General features: G+C 62.5%; 18 protein-coding genes. 7 read left to right on the plus strand and 11 right to left on the minus strand.

Annotated elements, in window-relative coordinates; all coding sequences use genetic code 11:
• Positions 1–14: 14 nt before the first annotated feature.
• The 6 genes from AC1DN9_RS27155 to AC1DN9_RS27180 form a co-directional block, all read right to left on the minus strand.
• Entirely contained in the window at positions 15–1,196 is a 1,182-nt protein-coding gene (locus AC1DN9_RS27155) for an ABC transporter permease subunit (protein WP_478105121.1), read from the minus strand.
• 10 nt (positions 1,197–1,206) lie between these two features.
• Complete coding sequence (locus tag AC1DN9_RS27160) at positions 1,207–2,136, minus strand: branched-chain amino acid ABC transporter permease (protein ID WP_478105123.1); 930 nt, start codon at positions 2,134–2,136, stop codon at positions 1,207–1,209.
• Between the two features lie 259 nt (positions 2,137–2,395).
• Positions 2,396–3,688 carry a replication-associated recombination protein A gene (locus tag AC1DN9_RS27165; protein WP_478105124.1) on the minus strand — a complete coding sequence of 431 codons (1,293 nt, stop codon included), beginning with the start codon at positions 3,686–3,688 and terminating at the stop codon, positions 2,396–2,398.
• Positions 3,689–3,724: 36 nt separating this feature from the next.
• Positions 3,725–4,357, minus strand: a complete 633-nt coding sequence (gene lolA, locus AC1DN9_RS27170) for an outer membrane lipoprotein periplasmic chaperone LolA (RefSeq protein ID WP_478105125.1) — start codon at positions 4,355–4,357, stop codon at positions 3,725–3,727.
• 22 nt (positions 4,358–4,379) lie between these two features.
• Complete coding sequence (locus AC1DN9_RS27175; protein ID WP_478105127.1) at positions 4,380–6,764, minus strand: DNA translocase FtsK; 2,385 nt, start codon at positions 6,762–6,764, stop codon at positions 4,380–4,382.
• 130 nt (positions 6,765–6,894) lie between these two features.
• Positions 6,895–7,569, minus strand: a complete 675-nt coding sequence (locus AC1DN9_RS27180) for a Crp/Fnr family transcriptional regulator (protein ID WP_478105128.1) — start codon at positions 7,567–7,569, stop codon at positions 6,895–6,897.
• Positions 7,570–7,732: 163 nt separating this feature from the next.
• Between AC1DN9_RS27180 and trxB the strand changes: the two genes are divergently transcribed.
• The 3 genes from trxB to rpmG all read left to right on the plus strand — a co-directional run bounded on the left by trxB (position 7,733) and on the right by rpmG (position 9,390).
• Positions 7,733–8,683 (plus strand): thioredoxin-disulfide reductase, encoded by a 951-nt coding sequence (gene trxB, locus AC1DN9_RS27185; RefSeq protein ID WP_478105157.1) that lies wholly within the window; start codon positions 7,733–7,735, stop codon positions 8,681–8,683.
• 288 nt (positions 8,684–8,971) lie between these two features.
• Complete coding sequence (gene rpmB, locus AC1DN9_RS27190; protein ID WP_088955402.1) at positions 8,972–9,205, plus strand: 50S ribosomal protein L28; 234 nt, start codon at positions 8,972–8,974, stop codon at positions 9,203–9,205.
• An 11-nt stretch (positions 9,206–9,216) separates the two neighbouring features.
• Complete coding sequence (rpmG, locus tag AC1DN9_RS27195; protein WP_007830291.1) at positions 9,217–9,390, plus strand: 50S ribosomal protein L33; 174 nt, start codon at positions 9,217–9,219, stop codon at positions 9,388–9,390.
• A gap of 131 nt (positions 9,391–9,521) precedes the next feature.
• Here the strand turns inward: rpmG and AC1DN9_RS27200 are convergent, their stop codons facing one another.
• From AC1DN9_RS27200 to AC1DN9_RS27210, 3 genes are all read right to left on the minus strand, one after another.
• On the minus strand, positions 9,522–10,736 hold the full coding sequence (locus AC1DN9_RS27200) for a DesA family fatty acid desaturase (RefSeq protein WP_478105130.1): 1,215 nt from the start codon (positions 10,734–10,736) through the stop codon (positions 9,522–9,524).
• 130 nt (positions 10,737–10,866) lie between these two features.
• A complete protein-coding gene (locus tag AC1DN9_RS27205; protein ID WP_478105131.1) occupies positions 10,867–12,138 on the minus strand; it encodes an RsmB/NOP family class I SAM-dependent RNA methyltransferase in 1,272 nt (423 codons plus the stop codon).
• 27 nt (positions 12,139–12,165) lie between these two features.
• On the minus strand, positions 12,166–14,025 hold the full coding sequence (locus AC1DN9_RS27210) for a M48 family metalloprotease (protein WP_478105133.1): 1,860 nt from the start codon (positions 14,023–14,025) through the stop codon (positions 12,166–12,168).
• Between the two features lie 35 nt (positions 14,026–14,060).
• On the opposite strand from AC1DN9_RS27210, the gene AC1DN9_RS27215 reads away from it, so the two are divergent.
• Entirely contained in the window at positions 14,061–14,297 is a 237-nt protein-coding gene (locus tag AC1DN9_RS27215; RefSeq protein ID WP_478105134.1) for a DUF1653 domain-containing protein, read from the plus strand.
• Between the two features lie 102 nt (positions 14,298–14,399).
• Here AC1DN9_RS27215 and purN read toward each other — a convergent pair whose 3' ends face one another.
• Entirely contained in the window at positions 14,400–14,987 is a 588-nt protein-coding gene (gene purN, locus AC1DN9_RS27220) for a phosphoribosylglycinamide formyltransferase (RefSeq protein WP_478105135.1), read from the minus strand.
• A gap of 144 nt (positions 14,988–15,131) precedes the next feature.
• Here purN and AC1DN9_RS27225 point away from each other — a divergent pair, with 144 nt between their 5' ends.
• The 3 genes from AC1DN9_RS27225 (at position 15,132) to AC1DN9_RS27235 (ending at position 18,915) form a co-directional block, all read left to right on the plus strand.
• Positions 15,132–16,313: an acyl-CoA dehydrogenase family protein gene (locus AC1DN9_RS27225; protein WP_478105137.1), complete on the plus strand. Its 1,182-nt coding sequence runs from the start codon at positions 15,132–15,134 to the stop codon at positions 16,311–16,313.
• A gap of 24 nt (positions 16,314–16,337) precedes the next feature.
• On the plus strand, positions 16,338–17,453 hold the full coding sequence (locus AC1DN9_RS27230; RefSeq protein ID WP_478105138.1) for an acyl-CoA dehydrogenase family protein: 1,116 nt from the start codon (positions 16,338–16,340) through the stop codon (positions 17,451–17,453).
• Positions 17,454–17,535: 82 nt separating this feature from the next.
• Entirely contained in the window at positions 17,536–18,915 is a 1,380-nt protein-coding gene (locus tag AC1DN9_RS27235) for an alpha/beta fold hydrolase (RefSeq protein WP_478105139.1), read from the plus strand.
• On the opposite strand, the gene AC1DN9_RS27240 is transcribed toward AC1DN9_RS27235, so the two are convergent.
• The gene (locus AC1DN9_RS27240; protein ID WP_478105140.1) at positions 18,909–19,490 is read right to left on the minus strand and encodes an HNH endonuclease; all 582 of its coding nucleotides are present in this window, start codon (positions 19,488–19,490) and stop codon (positions 18,909–18,911) included. The genes AC1DN9_RS27235 and AC1DN9_RS27240 overlap by 7 nt on opposite strands.
• Positions 19,491–19,593 lie beyond the last annotated feature (103 nt).

A 19,593-nucleotide genomic window follows, 5' to 3' on the forward strand; every position in this document is an offset into this window, starting at 1 on the left:
CGTTCTCCCATCCCTCACGGATTGATCGACATCGGGCGCGAGGCCACGCCCGGGACTTCGTCGGACGGGACTTCAACCCCCGGTGCCGCGGCCGGCATGCCCGACGCGGGAGCCATGCCCTTGCGCGCCAAGGACTTGCCGTGCTCTGGCGACGGCCAGAGTCCGCGCGGACGCACCAGCATGATGATGATCATCGCGAGCGCAACGAAGAGTTGGCGCAGGATGGAGGCATCAAGCCGGCCGTCGGTCATCGCCTGCAATGGGCCCGCCACGTAACGCAGCACCTCGGGCAGTGCCGACAGAAGCACCGCGCCGAGAATCACGCCCGGCAGGTGCCCGATGCCACCCAGCACGACCATCGCGACGATCATCACGGACTCGCTGAGGGCGAAGGACTCGGGCGACACGAAGCCTTGGAAGGCGGCAAACATCGAACCTGACACACCGCCAAAGCTCGCGCCCATGCCGAAGGCCAGCAGCTTCATGTTGCGCGTGTTGATGCCCATCGCCTTGGCGGCGATTTCATCTTCACGGATCGCCATCCACGCGCGGCCGATGCGCGAAACCTGCAACCGGTGCGAGATCAGGATGGTGACAAGCACCAGCGCCAGGAAGAGGTAGTAGTAGAGCGTGACCGAAGAAATCGTGAAGCCGTTGAACTTCAACGCCTTGCCAAGGTTCAGCCCCCAGAAATGGACAGGCTCAATGGCCGTGATGCCCTTCGGCCCGTTCGTGATGTTGAAGGGCTGATCCAGGTTGTTCAGGAACACGCGGATGATCTCGCCGAATCCGAGCGTCACGATCGCGAGGTAGTCACCGCGCAGCTTGAGCGTGGGTGCGCCGAGCAGCACACCGAACGTCGCGGCGAGGCCTAAGCCCAGCGGTACGACGATCAACAGCGAACTGTTCAGGCCGTTCGGGAACATGGCCTTGAAGGCCGGGAAGGTCTCGCTCAGGTGCGGCGACTCCAAGAGCGCATACATGTAGGCCCCGATGGCGAAGAAGGCCACATAGCCGAGGTCGAGCAGGCCGGCGTAGCCGACGACGATGTTCAAGCCCAGCGCCAGCATCACGTAGAGGAGCGCGACGTCGGCGATGCGGACCCAGGCATTGCCCTGGGACTGCAGCAGCAGCGGAAGCACCAGCAGTGCGATGGCCGCGATCACGATGATCAGGAGATTCTTGCCTTGTTTCATGGCTTTCTCCTCAGGCACGGTCCGCCACACGCTCGCCGAGCAGGCCCGAGGGCCGCAGCGTGAGCATGATGATCAGCACGACGAACGCGATGATGTCGCTGTATTGGCTGCCCAGCACGTCGCCAGTCAGCGCACCGAGATAGCCTGACCCGATGGCTTCGATCACCCCGAGCAGGATGCCGCCCACCACGGCACCGGCGAGGTTGCCGATGCCGCCGAACACCGCGGCCGTGAAGGCCTTGAGACCGGGAATGAAGCCCATCGCGTGCTGCGCGATGCCGTAGTTGGAGGCATACATGACGCCGGCGATCGCCGCCAGCACGGCGCCGATGATGAAGGTGGCCGAAATGACCATGTCGGGGCGGATGCCCATGAGCGCCGCCACCCGCGGGTTCTCGGCAGTAGCCCGCATCGCGCGGCCCAGTTTGGTGTAGTTGACCAGCCAGGTCAGGATCGCGAGGCAAACGGCGGTAACGCTCAGGATCATGACCTGCGTCGGCGAAATCACGGCGCCGCCCAAATGGATCGGTGTTGTCGAAAGCAGGTTGGGGTAGGCCTTGTTGGTCGGCTTCCAGATGATCATCGCGAGCGTCTGCAGCAGGATCGACACGCCGATCGCGGTAATGAGCGGTGCCAGCTTGGGGCTGTTGCGCAGCGGCCGGTAGGCAACCTTCTCGATGACGAAGTTGAGCGCGGCGGCGACCACGCAGGCAATGATGAGCGCGACGATCAGGATGAGCCACCCCGGCGTGCTCGGCATCGATTCCCGCATGAGTCCGATGATGGTCCAACTGGTCAATGCCCCGACCATGAGCACTTCACCGTGTGCGAAATTGATGAGATTGATAATGCCGTACACCATCGTATAGCCCAAGGCTATCAAGGCGTACATGCTGCCCAGTACCAGACCGTTGATGATCTGTTGCAGCAAGATGTCCATAACGAGGATTCCCTTTTTTTGTGGTGGCACCCTTGAGAGGTGCCTCGGCTGACCCGGCGTCCTGAATTGACGCCATAGGCTTCACTTAGCAAAAAACCCGCCAGCATGTGTCGACGGCGGGTTTGTGGGCGGAATTTTAGTCACGGCGGAACGCCGATTTGGTGCATTTACGATCGGGTTTTCCCGCTGGCGCAAGCGCTTCGGACGTCGGAAGCGCAGAAGATTTGCATAAGGGTATAGCCCCTCCTCACTCTACGTATCAGTGGCCAGCGTCGTTGTTGCGTCGGCGCAGTTCACGCAATTTTTCGGCGATGCGGATTTCGAGTCCGCGTTCGACTGGTCGGTAGAACGGCGGCGGGTCGAGACCGTCGGGCATGTACCTTTCGCCGGCTGCGAATCCGCCGTCCTCGTCATGGGCGTATCGGTAGCCCTTGCCATAGTCGAGTTGCTTCATCAGGCGCGTCGGGGCGTTCCGCAAATGCATCGGCACCGGGCGCGTGCCGTCCGACTTGATCAAGGCCTTGACCTCGTTGTAGGCCTTGTAGACCGCGTTCGACTTCGGAGCGATCGCCAGGTAGACCACGCACTCGGCCAGCGCGAGTTCACCTTCGGGCGTCCCGAGACGCTCGTAGACCTCTGCGGCATCGAGCGCCAGGCGCAATGCGCGAGGGTCGGCCAGCCCTATGTCCTCGCTGGCCATGCGCACGAGTCGGCGTGCCATGTATCGGGGATCAGCGCCTCCGTCGAGCATGCGCACGAACCAGTAGAGTGCAGCATCCGGATCGCTTCCGCGCACAGACTTGTGCAGCGCGGAAATGGTGTCGTAGAACTGCTCGCCGCCCTTGTCGTAGCGGCGCATGCGTTCGCCGAGAACGCGCATCAGCCAATCGTCGGTGATGTTGTCGAGCGACTCTGAGCCGGCTGCAATCGATAGCGTTTCGAGTGTGTTGAGGAGCCGCCTCGCGTCGCCGTCAGCGTATGCGATCAGCCGGTCGACGGCCTTCGCCTCGATCGCCGGCACCGCCTGGATGTCCTGTGCGCGCGTCACGATCTGCTTGAGATCGTCCTCGCTGAGCGGCTGCAGCACGTAGACCGCCGCCCTCGACAGCAAGGCAGAGTTCACCTCAAACGAAGGGTTCTCGGTGGTCGCGCCGATGAAGGTGAAAAGGCCCGACTCCACGTGAGGCAGGAAGGCATCCTGCTGGCTCTTGTTGAATCGATGCACCTCGTCGACGAAGACGATCGTGCGCCGCTGCTCAAGGCCATCGCGTGCCGCGATGGCCCGATCGACCGCATCGCGAATGTCCTTCACGCCGCCGAGCACGGCACTGATGCTGAGAAATTGCGCATCAAACGCATCCGCCATCAGCCGCGCAATGGTCGTCTTGCCTACTCCAGGCGGTCCCCACAGGATGCACGAATGCGGTTGTCCGGATTCGAAGGCGATGCGCAGCGGCATGCCGGGGCCAAGCAGATGCTGTTGCCCGATGACCTCGCCCAAAGTCTTGGGGCGAAGGCGTTCTGCGAGAGGTTGATGCGTGGAGGTAGCCATCGAAGAGCCGCCCGCCGGTCCGGCGGGTCGCGGACGTTACTGCCGTACCACGTCGGCGCCCGCAGGCGGCTTGAACACGAAGGTGCCGGCCGGAAGCGACGGGTTGACCTCGACTTTGCCAAACTTCAGCACCGACCGTTGACCGAAGCTGTCGAGGATTTCGAGGGCCGCCAGTGCGTCGCCCTGAAAGCCGATCTGCACGCTCTGGAGTTGGCCGTCCTTGTTCTTGGGGGTGGCCTTGACCCATTGCAATCCGTCGCGCTCGGGCGCACCTTCGAGAGCGAAATCCGCCTGAAGAGCTCGAAGATCGGGGGCGGCCGCGATCAGCGCTGCCGGCGTCGATCCAAGGGCTTGCGACTGTTTGCGCTGCGTGACCTGGTTGAGATCGGCGTCGTAGAGCCAGAGCGTCTCTCCATCGGCGACGATGCTCTGGACGAAGGGCTTCTTGTAGTCGAACCTGAATTTGCCCGGCCGCTGGAATTCGAAGGTGCCGGTAGAGACCTTGTCCCGCGAAGCAACACCTTCCTTCGGCGGCGAGGTCACGGTCTGGGTGAATTCGGCACGCCCGGACTTGGCAGTCTTCACGAACGCCTCGAGGCTTTCCATCCCGCCGGCCCATGCGCCTGCAGCCAAGAGGGTCAGCGCCACACCTGCAATCAACTTCTTCATCGACATACTCTTCTGTGCGGGCTCATTCGGTGCGTGCGGGCACGAGAATCTCGCGCTGGCCGCTGCCGCTCATCGCGCTGACGAGCCCGGCATTCTCCATGTCCTCGACCAGCCGCGCTGCGCGGTTGTAGCCGATCTTCAGGTGACGCTGGACCAGCGAGATGCTGGCTTTGCGGTTCTTCAGCACGACCTCGACCGCCTGGTCGTACATCGGGTCTTTTTCGCCGCCTTCGCCGCCGCCTTCGCCCAGCATATCGCCGTCGCCGTCGACCGTGCCGCCTTCGAGCACACCCTCGATGTAGTCCGGCTCACCCTGCGACTTCAGGTAGGCAACGACGCGATGGACTTCCTCGTCGCTGACGAACGCGCCATGAACGCGGATCGGCAGTCCGGTGCCGCTCGGCATGTACAGCATGTCGCCCATGCCCAGCAGCGCTTCCGCGCCCATCTGGTCGAGGATCGTCCGCGAATCGATCTTGCTCGACACCTGGAACGCGATACGCGTCGGAATATTGGCCTTGATGAGACCGGTGATCACATCCACGCTGGGCCGTTGCGTCGCCAGGATCAGGTGAATACCCGCCGCGCGTGCCTTCTGCGCCAGTCGCGCGATGAGTTCCTCGATCTTCTTGCCGACGACCATCATCAAGTCTGCGAGTTCGTCGATCACCACCACGATATGGGGCTCGCGTGCGAGCGGCTCAGGGCTGTCGGGCGTGAGGCTGAAGGGGTTGTAGATGAACTCCTCGCGCGCCTTCGCCTCGTCGATCTTGGTGTTGTAGCCCGCCAGGTTGCGCACACCCAACTTGCTCATGAGCTTGTAGCGGCGCTCCATCTCGGCCACGCACCAGTTGAGCCCGTGGGCGGCCTGCCGCATGTCGGTCACCACCGGCGCCAAGAGATGCGGAATGCCTTCGTAGACCGACATTTCCAGCATCTTCGGGTCGATCATCAGAAGCCGAACGTCGCGCGCCTCGGCCTTGTAGAGCAGGCTCAGGATCATCGCGTTGATGCCGACCGACTTGCCCGAGCCGGTCGTGCCGGCCACCAGCACGTGCGGCATCTTGGCGAGATCGGCCACCACCGGATTGCCGACGATGTCCTTGCCGAGGCCCATGGTGAGCATCGACTTGCCTTCGTTGTAGATCTGCGAGCCCAGAATTTCGCTCAGCCTGATCGACTGCCGCTTGGCGTTCGGCAGTTCGAGCGCCATGTAGTTCTTGCCGGGAATCGTCTCGACCACGCGAATCGACACCAGCGACAGCGAGCGCGCAAGATCCTTCGCGAGATTGACGATCTGCGAGCCCTTCACGCCGGTGGCTGGCTCGATTTCGTAGCGGGTGATCACCGGTCCGGGCGAAGCGAGCACGACGCGCACGTCCACACCGAAGTCCTTCAGCTTCTTCTCGATCAGGCGTGAGGTCATCTCCAGCGTGTCGGCCGAGACGGTCTCCTGTCGTGCCTGCGCGGCGTCGAGCAGATCCACTTGCGGCAATTTACTGTCGGGCAACTCGCGGAACAACGGCTTCTGCCGCTCTTTCGCGACCCGGTCGCTCTTGGGCACTTCCGCGAGTGCGGGTTCAATCTGGACTGGGGGCGAAGGCGCGCGTCGCTTCGGGCGTGGGACAGCCCGCAGTTCCGCATCGGGTGCTTCGGCATCATCACCCTGGTCAATCGATGCCAGTTCTTCGCGCTCGCGCACGGCCTTCTTGCCCATGGCGATGTCTTGCGCGATTTCACGCCTCTCGCGGCGTGACTCGAACAGCGAATAGAGGCGGGACCCGATGCGCTCGGCGATCTGCCCCCAGGAAAACCGGAACACGAGCGCCGACCCGATCACACCGCCGGCAATGGCGATCAATGCCGAGCCGGTGAACCCCATCCATTTGACGCTCGCTGGTCCGACCAGATAGCCCAACACGCCGCCGCCGTGCCCCGGCAACCGAAATTCGAGTCGATAGAGACGCGACCATTCAAGTACCGCGCTGGCGCACAACAACAGGATGAGACCGAACCAGAACGTAAGCCTGTTGCGATTGAACGGACCGCGCGGAGGCTCGTCCGGGATCGCGGCACCACCCCCGCGCATCCAGCCAGCCAGGGAGGAAAGCCAGACGCGCAAGCCAGCGGCCAGGCACCACCAAACCGAATAGCCCGCGAGGAAATAGCTGGCATCGGCGAGCCACGCACCGATGCGCCCACCCCAGTTCTTGATCTCACCCCCGGTACCTGATGTGGACCAGGCCGCATCCGATGGGGTGAAGCTCAGCATTGCCATAAGCCAGAACAGCAGTGCGACGAACCCCGCGATGAGCGTGATCTCATGCGCGAAGCGCATCGCGCGCAACCGTACCGGCTGCCCCTCGGCCGAGGAAGACGATTGGAGAGTGTTGAGCGAATAAGTCATGAAAGGCACAGCGACCGGCCGTCATCGATGGACCAGTGGCCTGAGGAAACTACAACGAATACCATCGCAGCCGCGTTGTCAGGGCCGTCGATGCAGGGGCCGGTGCGCCGCAGCAGTCCCGGCCGGACGATCAGGCAAGCGATGAAAGCCGTTCCTTGATGATCATGGCGCCATCGGGCAACGTCTGCACGAATCCGCGCTCTTCGAGGTCCTTCATGACGCGGCTGACCATCTCGCGCGAAGCCCCCACCATTTTGGCCAGGTCCTGCCTCGAAATCTTGTCGCGCACCTTGAGGTTGCCCGCACCATCATCCACGGCAAACTCCAGCAACGAGCGCGCGACGCGTCCGTAGACATCCATCAGCGCCAACGACTCGATCTTTCGATCAGCGTGTCGCAGCCGCGCAACCAAGCCTCGCATGATGTTGTACGACATCGAGGAGCTTTCAGGCAGGCAGCGGGCAAAGGCCTCGCGGCCCAGCATCAGCACATCCGTCTGGATCTCGGTACGCACCGTGGCCGAATGCGGTTCGTCGTCGATCATGCTCATCTCGCCGATGTAGTCGCCCGGCTGCAAGGTCGCCAGGATGACCTCGCGGCCTCGACTGTCGGTGCTCATCACCCGGGCACGTCCGGTCAGAATGATGTAGAGGGCGTCGGACTTCTTGCCTTGTTCCACGATCACCTCGGCGCGCTTGAAGCGCTTCTTGACGATCGCATCCGCGATGCTCGCGGACTGCGTAGGCGTCAGTGCCGCGAACAGTGGTACGCGGCGGAGCAATTCAAGATTGGACAGCATCGACATTCATCAATTCCCGGATTCCGCACGATTCACAAATCCATGGATTAATACAATCGCGCGCATTGAAAACAGCCCCCGCCCGGTCTTGAACCGAACGGTGATACTCCATATCTATCACCCTGAAAATGTACACGCTGCCGCAGCGTCAATCTTAGGTTTTCTACTCATGTCCTCCCCACGCCACGCGAAGGTTCTCATTCTCGGCTCCGGCCCGGCCGGTTACACCGCCGCAGTCTACGCTGCCAGAGCCAATCTCGAGCCCATGCTCATCACCGGCATCGCCCAGGGCGGCCAACTCATGACCACGACCGATGTCGACAACTGGCCGGCCGATGTCCACGGCGTGCAGGGTCCCGATCTCATGCAGCGCTTCCTGGAGCATGCAGAACGGTTCAAGACCCAGATCGTCTTCGACCATATCAACAAGGTCGACTTGAGCAAACGTCCTTTCACACTGACAGGCGACAGCGGCACCTACACCTGCGATGCGCTCATCATTGCCACGGGCGCGTCGGCCAAGTACCTCGGCCTTGACTCCGAGCAGCACTTCATGGGCCGCGGCGTATCGGGATGCGCCACGTGCGACGGCTTTTTCTACCGCGAACAGGAAGTGTGCGTAATCGGCGGAGGCAACACCGCGGTCGAGGAGGCACTCTACCTCTCGAATATCGCCAGCAAGGTGACGCTGGTGCATCGTCGCGACAAGTTCCGCGCGGAGCCGATCCTGATCGACAAGCTCCATGAAAGGGTCGCTGAGGGCAAGATCGAACTCAAGGTACACAACACCCTGGATGAAGTTCTGGGGGATGACTCCGGCGTCACGGGCATTCGCCTCAAGAACACTCAGACTGGCGCCACCGAGCAGCTGGATCTGAAGGGGTGCTTCATCGCGATCGGACACCATCCGAATACCGACATATTTCAGGGCCAAGTCGAAATGAAGGACGGGTACATCTTGACCCGGTCGGGGTTGCAGGGCTTCGCGACCATGACGAGCGTTCCGGGTGTCTTCGCCGCCGGCGATGTGCAGGATCACGTTTATCGCCAAGCCATCACCAGCGCCGGCACCGGCTGCATGGCGGCATTGGATGCCCAGCGGTTTCTAGAGCAAGAGTAAGGCTCGCCCCCAAGCTGCGCGCACTTCGTGTCGCTTCGCCACCCCCCGACCGGGGGGCGACACCAGCGGCCCGGCAAAGCTGGTTCCGCAGTGTTTCTCTTTTTCCCCAATCAAAGCATGCGAGCGGGCTATAATCGATGGCTTTGCTGAATTTGTCTGGTCTGTTTAGGACTGGGTTTTCTGCAGCAAGTCGGGGTACCGCCACCCGTTTCTGGCGAGGTCAAGCTGCAAACCACCTCGCAACCTCCGTTGCGCCTAGGTGCCAGCTGTTCAAGAAAGAGTGTCCAAATGGCACGCGTATGCGAAGTAACGGGCAAAGGCCCGATGGTCGGAAACAACGTTTCCCACGCCAACAACAAAACCAAGCGCCGGTTCCTGCCGAACCTGCAATACCGCCGTTTCTGGGTCGAATCTGAAAATCGTTGGGTTCGCCTTCGCGTTTCCAGCGCTGCCCTGCGCCTGATCGACAAGAATGGCATCGACGCCGTGCTCGCAGACCTGCGTGCGCGCGGCCAAGCTTAAGGAGCTGAATCATGGCAACGAGCAAAGGCGGACGCGAAAAGATCAAGCTGGAATCCACTGCGGGTACCGGCCACTTCTACACGACCAGCAAGAACAAGAAGACGATGCCTGAAAAGATGTCGATCATGAAGTTCGACCCGAAGGCACGCAAGCACGTCGAGTACAAGGAAATCAAGCTGAAGTAATTCGGCCCTGCTTCCAACAAAAAACCCGCTGAGACCCAGCGGGTTTTTTGTTGCCTGCGCAATTTCACGAGGCGCAAAAAAGCCGGCTCGACGGCCGGCTTTTGAATCGGCATTGCCGACGCTGTTGACTCTTAGGCGCGCGCAGCTCGCAGACGTGTCGAGAATTCGCGCAGGCCCGCAATGCCGCTGGCTTCAGCGCGATGGCACCAGGCAGCGAGGTCCGCAGCAAGCTGCTCACGCGACTGCGAAGTGTTCAGCCAAAGCTGGCGAAGCTCCTCACGCATGGTCATCATCTTGTCGAGCACCGGATGAGCAGCACGTGCCTGCACCAACTGCGAACGGGCGGCTGCAGGCACCTTGTCGTCGTCGCGATGCAGCCAGCGCTTGGCTGCCTTCAGGACCGACAGGTCAGCGCCCTTCGCCTTGAGTAGCGCCAATTCGTCGCGGGTTGTGCGGCGCATTTCACGCGCGTAGCCAGCCATGACCTCGTAGCGATTCGCGATGACAGCTTCCAACGTCTTTGCGTCGGCCACGGGGCGCACATCGCCAATCTGCAACTTCGGCGGGACCTTCTTGACCTTGGCCCAGCCGATTTTCTGCATCAGGCTGATGTAGACCCAGCCGATGTCGAACTCGTACTTCTTGACCGAGAACTTCGCAGAAGTCGGATAGGTGTGGTGGTTGTTGTGCAACTCTTCGCCACCAATGATGATGCCCCACGGAATCAGATTGGTACTCGCGTCGGTGGCCTCGAAGTTTCGATAACCCCAGAAGTGGCCAATGCCGTTGACCACGCCCGCAGCCCAGAACGGAATCCAGAGCATCTGCACAGCCCAGACCGTCAGGCCAATACCACCGAACAGCGCCAGGTTGAGGATGAGCATCAGGCCGACGCCCTGCCAGCTGTAGCGCGAATAAAGATTGCGCTCGAGCCAGTCGTCCGGCGTGCCATGGCCGAAACGCTCCATCGTTTCCTTGTTCTTCGATTCCTTGCGATAGAGCTCGGCGCCGCGCCACATGACTTCGTCGATACCCTTGACCTGCGGGCTGTGCGGGTCTTCTTCGGTTTCGCACTTTGCGTGGTGCTTGCGGTGAATGGCCACCCATTCCTTGGTGACCATGCCGGTGCCGAGCCAGAGCCAGAAGCGGAAGAAATGAGAAGGAATCGGGCCCAGATCCATGGCCCGATGCGTTTGCGTGCGGTGCAGGAAGATCGTGACTCCTGCGATCGTGATGTGCGTAGTGACGAGCGTGTACAGCACGATCTGCCACCAGGTGAGGTCCCACAAGCCGTGTCCGAGCCAATCGATGGCCGCGCTCAGTACGGCAGAGTCAGGAAGCAACATTGAAATTCATACTCCATGGCCGCACGAAGGTGCAGCCTCCAGGTAACCCGTGATTTTAAGGGTCCGGCCCTGAAAAGGGGGCTAAAGCCTTGATATATCGCAAGTTTTGACCTTCTTTGGAGCTTTGTGCCTATTTGCGGTTCCAGACCGCCGCAAAGAAGCCGTCGGTCGCATGGCGATGAGGCCAGAGGCGGAGGAAACGGCCGCCGCTTTCGCCTCCAGCGCAAAGGGATTCGGCATTCGCGACCTTGAGTCCTTGCAGCAATTCGGAGGTGTCCTGCGCCACGAAATCGGGATTCGCGGCGCCAAAAGCTTCGGCAATGGCTTCGTTCTCCTCGGGCAGGATGCTGCAGGTCGCATAGACAAGCCGTCCTCCCGACTTCACGAGCCGCGCCGCGCTTTGCAGAATCGCAGCCTGTTTGACGGTGAGTTCTTGTACGGATTGCAGCGACTGGCGCCACTTCAGATCGGGATTGCGCCGCAGAGTACCAAGGCCTGAGCAAGGCGCATCGACCAGTACGCGGTCGATCTTGCCCGCCAGGCGCTTGATGCGGTCATCCCGTTCGTGGGCAATTGCCGCTGGGTGGACGTTGGAAAGCTTGCTGCGCGCCAGCCGGGGCTTCAGGGCGTCGAGACGGTGCGCCGAGGTGTCGAGGGCATAGAGGCGGCCGGTATTTCGCATCGTCGCGCCGATCGCAAGCGTCTTCCCGCCCGCGCCCGCACAAAAATCGACCACCATTTCGCCACGCTTTGCGTCGAGCAAGAGCGCGAGCAATTGAGATCCCTCGTCCTGGACTTCGACTGCGCCTCGGGCAAAAGCGTCTAGCTTGGTGAGCGCCGGCTTCCCTTCGATTCGAAGCCCCCAGGGCGAGAACGGCGTCGCAACAGATTTGATGCCGGCCAGCGCCAGTTCTTTCTGCACGTCCGGGCGCTTGTCCGTGAGCGCGTTGACTCGCAGATCGAGCGGGGCCGGCTGCTGCAAACTTTCCACCAGTCGCCAGAACTGACCACCGAGCTGCGCCTTGAGCGGCGCGACAAGCCATTCCGGCAGGTTGTGCCGATGGCGTTCGAGCAGATCGTCTTGCTTGACGGCATCGCAGTTGTCGAGCCATCGCCTTTCGGTGTCGTTCAACGCACTCTTGAGGAAGTCGCGAGGACCATGAAAGCCCAGGATCGCCATCCGGCGCTCCTTGGAGCCGCTGCCGGAGGGTGACAAATGGTCGAACAGCAGCTTTTTGCGTAGAACGGTATAGACGGTCTCCGCCAGCGTGGCGCGCTCGCGCGGCCCCAACTCGCGATGATCGCGAAAGAACCGGGAAACGACCTGATCGGCCGGATGATCGAATTTCAGGACGAGGCCGACCAGGTCGGCGCTGGCCTCAAGCAGGGCTTTGGGATGCATGCCCCATTGTCTCAGCCGAAGCCGACATCAAGCGGATGCGCGTGTCCAAACCTCTCCGTAAGCCTGTCGCTCGATCTCTGCAAGCGTCGGCGAGTGCCCGGCCCACAGAACCAGCGCCGCGCCGGGAATGCTCAACGTGTGTTCAAGTTCGCGGCACAGATTCCAGCGCTCTTCGTCCGCGAGTGTTGGCAGTTCGACAAAGATGACATAGGCGCGGCGCCATGGAAACTCGCGCAGGTTCTTGCGGACCACCCAGGCCCGCGTGATTGCGCTGCAACGGACGAAGTCCGCCCTCAGTTCGCCGAGTTCGAACTCGCTCAGGTCGTGGCGTGCGATCTGGCTGAAAAACGGCGTCTCGGTGATTTCTTCCCAGGCGCGTTGCTCGGCGGCCTCCGCGGTCTTGGCTCGTTCACGCCAGAGCCTGAGCGCCCGGTCGTCGTGCGCTCCGGTGTCCAGGTCCTCGAGGGCCGCCACCGCCGTCTTGGCGGCCCACCACCGACTGGCTGTGCTCGATTCGTGCAAGCGCTCCAGCAAGGCGAGGCGAGCCTGGCGATCACTGGCAGGAAGCACCTGGGCCAGACCGCGCAGCGCCCCGGGGTGGTTCGCCGTGATCTCCAGTGCGCGCTCATACAAACGCCGCACATCAGCGGCCCGATCGATTCGCCGCGCGCAATCGGCCCACTCGACCATCTCGTCGGCATTGTTCCGGCCGGCGCTGGCTGAGAGCGCCTCAACGCGTTCGCGGACGCGGACCAGGTAGGCGTGATGCTGCTTCCAGTCGCTCGCGTGATCGCTGCACCATTCACTGTCGAAATGCTTGATCCATTTCGGCGCGTCGGCCAAGAGTCCAAGCGCCGAGTTCTCCGACCAGGACGGCATGGCGGATTTTTCGTCCAGCGCTTCGAGGCGATCGCGCAATACGGGGTGGGTGTCGTCGACGTCACTCACGCTGCGGAGCGCATCACGCAACGCAGCGCGGGCAAAGTCCTCTTCGACAGGTGCGCAAAACCTGGGGGCCATCGCGGAGAAAGGCCCGACCGGCAAGGAATCATCGACTGCGCGTCCCCAGTGCGCGGGCCAGAATTGCTCCGCGTACCAAGCGCTCTTGACGGCAATCTCCTTCAACGCACTGGCGACCACGCGCGTACCCAGGAGTCGGGCGGCGACGCGGTCGGCCTCGTATTCATCCTGTCGCGCCAGCGCGAAGGTCTTTGCGGCAAAGCGCGGAAAGTACCAGCGAAAAAAGGCCTGCGATGCGAATGCCATCACGCCGTCGTCGCGCTGGAAGTTCGCGTCCAGCCGCAGCCACGAAAGGCGCGTACGGTAGATCCACGCGCTCAACTTGCCATGGTTTCCGCGCAGGTGACCATATTCATGGGCCAGGACAGAAAGCACGCGTCGCCGGTCGAGCGCCATGAGGAGCGGCAGCCCCACGCTGAGATAGTTGATGGCGCCGCCGAACAGGCCGAATCGCGGCAACTGGCGGATGCTCGCGTTGAATTCGCTGTCCAGATAGACGCGATGCACTTGCGGTCCGTCGATCTTCTGCCGGATGCGATCGAGCGATTCGAAGAGGCCTGGCGCGTCTTCGCGCTCCAGCACGATCCCCTCGGGTTCTTCGAGACGCACCCACAGGGCGCGCAGCGTGGCCCAGAGCAAACCGAGCGCGAACAGCAGAAGCCAGCCTCGCGTCACGCCAAATCGCCCGCCCGCCCCGAAAGAACCGGCGACCCAGACGATGATGCCAATTGCGAGCGCCAAACAGGCGATCACCCACAGATACCCGAGCGCGGCAAATACGGCGACGCCGCGCCGGTAGCCCGTGCTGTCATCCGCGCTGGCGTGCTCGCTCAGTCGCACGAGATGAACAAAATCTGCCCGATTCATCCTGACCTTTTAGCCTATCGAAGGAAACAAACCACGTGACAGACGAAAACCTGCCGCCCCTGATCGAAACACCGCCGGGGCGGTATCGCCACTACAAGGGCGGTGAATACGAAGTGCTTGGCACCGTGCGCCACAGCGAGACGCTGGAGCCAATGACGCTCTATCGGGCGCTTTATGGCGAGCGCGGGCTCTGGGTGAGACCCGCGGCCATGTTCGGCGAAACAGTGGATGTCGAGGGGTCGTCACGGCTGCGCTTCGTCAAGCTCGACTAGGCGAGAAAGCGCATACGCGACGGGCCCGGGTCGACCGAGGCCATGAGCGACGAGAACTTTTCAATCCAACACTCCCCCGAGCACACGAGATGCTCGATTGTGTCAGTTTGTTTCCAGTTCTAGCCAGCTTGCGATGGCTTGAGGGTAAACCCTGTGTTCTTGCGCCAACACCCGGGCGGCCAATGTTTCAGGCGTGTCGTCGGGCAGCACCGGCACCGCGGATTGGGCCAGGATCGGCCCATGGTCCAGTTCGACGGTCACTTCATGCACGGTCACCCCGGCCACCCGGCAGCCAGCTTCGATGGCCCGCCGATGGGTATGAAGTCCCGGAAAAGCCGGCAAGAGCGATGGGTGGATATTGAGAAGCCGGCGTTCGTAGTGCGCAACGAAACCCGGCGTAAGAATCCGCATGAAGCCCGCGAGGACGACCAGGGTGGGCGAATGAAGGTCAATCGCGCGGGCGAGCGCCACGTCGAAGTCCTCACGGCTCGAAAAATCCGTGTGCGAAACCACGGCCGTGCGGATTCCGTGCTCGCGGGCAATCAGCAGTCCCTGGGCGTCCGGCTTGTTGCTGATGACGGCCGCGACGCGCGCGCCGAAACGCGCGGCCCAGCGACCACTCTCGGCAGCCCGCACGATGGCCGCCATATTGGAGCCGCTGCCGGAGATCAGGATCACAATGTTCTTCATGGGACGCGGGATTATCTGTGCTCGTTCGGCGGGTCCGGGCCTTGTCGCCGCGCGGACACCTCGAACTAGCACGACCGTGCTAAAACCGCCGATTCCGGAGACACGCCGCCCCCTGCGGCGTTCGATCAACACAGCGAGGCACGCATGGATTTGAGCTTCACGCCCGAAGAACAGAAGTTCCGCGAAGAGATTCGCGCCTGGGTCAAAGAAAACCTTCCCGCAGAGATTTCCCATAAGGTGCATCACGCGCTCGAACTGACGCGCGACGATCTGCAGCGCTGGGCCAAGATCCTCGGCAAGAAGGGCTGGCTGGGCTATGGCTGGCCGAAGGAATTCGGCGGTCCGGGTTGGACCGCGGTCGAAAAGCACCTGTTCGAAGAAGAGGCCGCCCTCGCCGGCGCGCCCCGGATCATTCCCTTCGGCCCTGTCATGGTGGCGCCGGTGATCATGGCCTACGGCAACGCTGAACAGCAGAAGCGCTTCCTGCCCGGCATCGCCAGCGGCGAAGTCTGGTGGAGCCAGGGCTACAGCGAACCGGGTTCCGGCTCGGATCTGGCCTCGGTCAAGACCAAGGCCGAACGCAAGGGTGACAAGTACATCGTCAACGGCCAGAAGACCTGGACCACGCTCGGCCAATATGGCGAATGGATCTTCTGCCTGGTCCGCACCAGCAATGAGGGCAAGCCCCAGACCGGCATCAGCTTCCTGCTGATCGACATGAAGTCGCCCGGTGTCACGGTGCGCCCGATCAAGCTGCTCGACGGCGGCTACGAGGTCAATGAAGTCTGGTTCGACAACGTCGAGGTGCCAGCCGAGAACCTCATCGGCGAAGAAAACAAGGGCTGGACCTACGCCAAGCACCTGCTCTCGCACGAGCGCACCAACATCGCCGACGTGAACCGCGCCAAGCGCGAACTGGAACGCCTCAAGCGCATCGCGAAGAGCGAAGGCGTCTGGGAAGACCAGCGCTTCCGCGACGAGATCGCCAAGCTCGAAGTCGACGTCGTCGCACTTGAGATGCTGGTGCTGCGCGTTCTCTCGGCCGCCACGTCGGGCAAGAACTCGCTCGACATCGCCGGTCTGCTCAAGATCAAAGGCAGCGAGATCCAGCAGCGCTATTCCGAACTGATGATGCTGGCAGGCGGCCCCTACGCGCTGCCGCTGATTCGCGAAGCGATGGAAGCCGGCTGGCAAGGCGATTTCCCCGGCGGTCATCCGCAACTGGCACCTCTTTCGTCGACCTACTTCAACATGCGCAAGACCACCATCTACGGCGGCAGCAACGAAGTGCAGCGCAACATCGTCGCGCAGACGGTCTTGGGTTGAACGCGGGCTCACAAGGATCAGGCAATGGACTTCAATTTCAGCGACGACCAGCAACAGCTTCGCGACGCGGTCGCCAAGTGGGTCGAAAAAGGCTACGGCTTCGAGCGCCGCCGCGCCACCGAGGCAGCGGGCGGCTTCTCTCGTGAGGCCTGGGACGAACTGGCCGAACTGGGCCTGGGCGGTCTCTACATCCCCGAAGACGAAGGCGGATTGGGCATGGGCCCGGTCGAGGGCATGGTCGTCATGGAAGAACTCGGGCGCGGCATCGTGCTGGAGCCGCTGGCGCAATCGTTCATCGCAGGCGCGGTGCTCGCAGGCCATGCGGACGAGGACACCAAGGACAACTGGCTGCCGCGCATCGCGGGCGGTCAGGCGATGGTCGTGCTGGCCTACCAGGAACGGAAGGCACGCTACCGCGTCGACGTTTGCGACGCACAGGCCACGAAGGCCGGTGACGGCTGGAACTTGAGCGGCACCAAGAGCCTGGTGCCCGCAGGCGACGAGGCCGATGCCTACATCGTGCCCGCACAGCTCGACGGCAAGATCGCCCTCTTCCTCGTCGAACGTGCGGCCGACGGCGTCGCGGCCCGTGGCTACGGCACGCAGGATGGCAGCCGTGCGGCCGAAGTCGTGTTCGACAAGGCGGCGGCCACGCTGATCGCCAAGGACGGGCTGCCGGCCCTCGAACATGCGGTCGACATCGGCATCGCCGCCACCTGTGCCGAGGCTGTCGGCGTGATGGACAAGACGCTCGCGATCACTGTCGAGTACATGAACACGCGCAAGCAATTCGGCGTGGCGATCGCGACCTTCCAGGCGCTGCGCCATCGCATTGCCGACATGAAGATGCAACTCGAACTGGCCCGCTCGATGAGCTACTACGCCAGCCTGAAGCTCAACGCACCGCCTGCCGAGCGTCGTCAGGCACTGGCGCGGGCGAAGTACCAGCTGGGCGTTTCCATGCGCTTCGTCAGCCAGCAGGCCGTGCAACTGCATGGCGGCATCGGCGTGACGGACGAATACATCGTGAGCCACTATTTCAAGAAGCTCACGCAACTGGAAATGACCTTCGGCGACACGCTGCACCATCTGGGTGAAGTGTCGGCCCGCATGCAGGACACGGCCGGCGTATTTGCGTGAGTAGCCACTGCCCTCTTCGCCCGTAGCGAAGCGCCCGCCGGCCTCGAGCTCGCGGGCGCTTTTTCTTGAATCGGAGATTGCCGTGCACACTCGTCGGTCATTGATCCTTGGCACCCTCGCCACAACCATGCTCGCCGCCTGTACCAGCGTACCGCCGTCCAAAGATCGGCCACCGATCGTGTTCATGCACGGCAACGGAGATTCGGCTGCGCTCTGGCAGACGACGATCTGGCGGTTCGAATCGAACGGCTGGCCGCGTGATCGGTTGTTTGCGATCGACCAGCCCTTTCCTCTTGCTCGGGACGATGACACCGTCCCGCAGCCGGGACGCAGTTCCAGCGCCGAATCAATGGCCTTCCTGAAGCAGGAAGTCGAGCGCGTCCTGAAATCGACCGGTGCCAGCCAGGTCGTCTTGATCGGCAATTCGCGCGGGGGCAACGCGATCCGCAACTACGTGCAGAACGGCGGCGGCGACCGCGTTGTCAGCCATGTGGTCCTGGGCGGCAACCCGGCGCACGGCATCTGGGCCATCAAGGGGCTCCGCGAAGGCAATGAGTTCTCCGGGCTGAGCCCCTTCCTGCAGCAGCTCAATTCAGCGAAGAACGGCAATGGCGACGAAGTCACGCCCGGCGTGAAATGGCTGACGCTGCGCTCCGACAACAACGACAAATACGCGCAGCCAGACGGCATCTGGATCGGTGCCAAAGGCACGCCGACCCACATAGGGTTCGACGGACCGGCACTCAAGGGCGCGGTCAACGTCGTGTTGCCGCGCGTCGATCACCGTGAAACCTCCTTCTCGCCGGCTGCATTCGCAGCGACTTGGCGCTTTCTGACCGGAGAAGCCCCGAAGACCTTGCAGCCAGTCCCCGAGGCGCAAGTGAGCTTGTCAGGCAGGGTCACAGGGCTGGGGCTCGACCCGCAGGATCCGACAAGCGGCACATTCGTCAACAACCTGCCGCTGACCGGCGCCCGCCTCGAAATCTTCCCGATCGACGCCGCGACGGGCAAGCGACACGGCCCTGCGGTTTGGGCGCAGACCATCGGGCCGGACGCGAGATGGGGGCCGCTCGCCGCCCAACCGGACACAGCCTACGAGTTCGTCCTGAGCGCAGCGGGCTACGCAACGACTCACATCTACCGCAGCCCGTTTCCACGATCGAGCACCGTTGTGCAACTGCGGCCTGAGCGGATCCCGGAAGCCGACCGCGACGCCAAGGCGCTGGTGATCTTCACCCGGCCGCGGGGCTATTTCGACGCAGAGCGTGACACCATGCGCTTCGACGGCCACGCGGTACCGCCCGGAGTCCCCCTTCAGGGCTCGGGCGTCTCGACCTCGACCATCAGGCTGACCAGCGATTCGCCTCGCACGGTGGCGGCCGAATTCAATGGCGAACGCGTTGCAGGCCTTTCCTGGCCCACGGCGCAAAACAAAGTGAGCGTGCTCGAATTGACCTATTGAACGCGAAGCGCGAAAAGCTCGCCGTGCAAACGCGAGGTCTGTGGCAGATGCGCCATCAGGAATTCCATCTGATCCGCGAGGATGCGGCGATTGCGCAGGATGAAGTCTTCCCAAAGGCTGGGCACGTAGGGCGCATACAGCAGAGGCATTCCGGCCTGCTCCGGCGTCCGGCTGCTCTTGCGGTGGTTGCAAGGCCGGCAGGCCGTCACCACGTTCATCCAGGTATCGATTCCATTCTGTGCAAAGGGAATGATGTGCTCGCGCGTCAGTTCTTCCTCGTGGAAGTGACCGCCGCAATATGCGCAGACATTGCGATCTCGCGCGAACAGCTTGCTGTTGGTCAGTCCAGGCCGCTGGGTGAAGGGGTTGATGCGAGGCACGCCCTTGGTGCCGATGATGCTGTTGATGGCGATCTGCGACTGCTGGCCCGTGATCGCGTTGTGACCGCCCCGGAAGACCGCGACCTGCCCGCCCACCTCCCAGCGCACCTCGTCGGAGGCGTAGTGGATCACCGCCTGTTCAAGCGAAATCCACGACTGGGGCAGCCCTTGGGCCGACAGCTTCAAGACCTTCACCACACGCCTCCTCAAGCAAAGAGAACCACGGAAAGACCTGCACACAACGCTCGCCCAAAAGGGCTTGCGCATGACGCACTGCGTCACAATATACCGGCTTTGT

This window comes from Variovorax sp. 05L425, assembly GCF_056397705.1.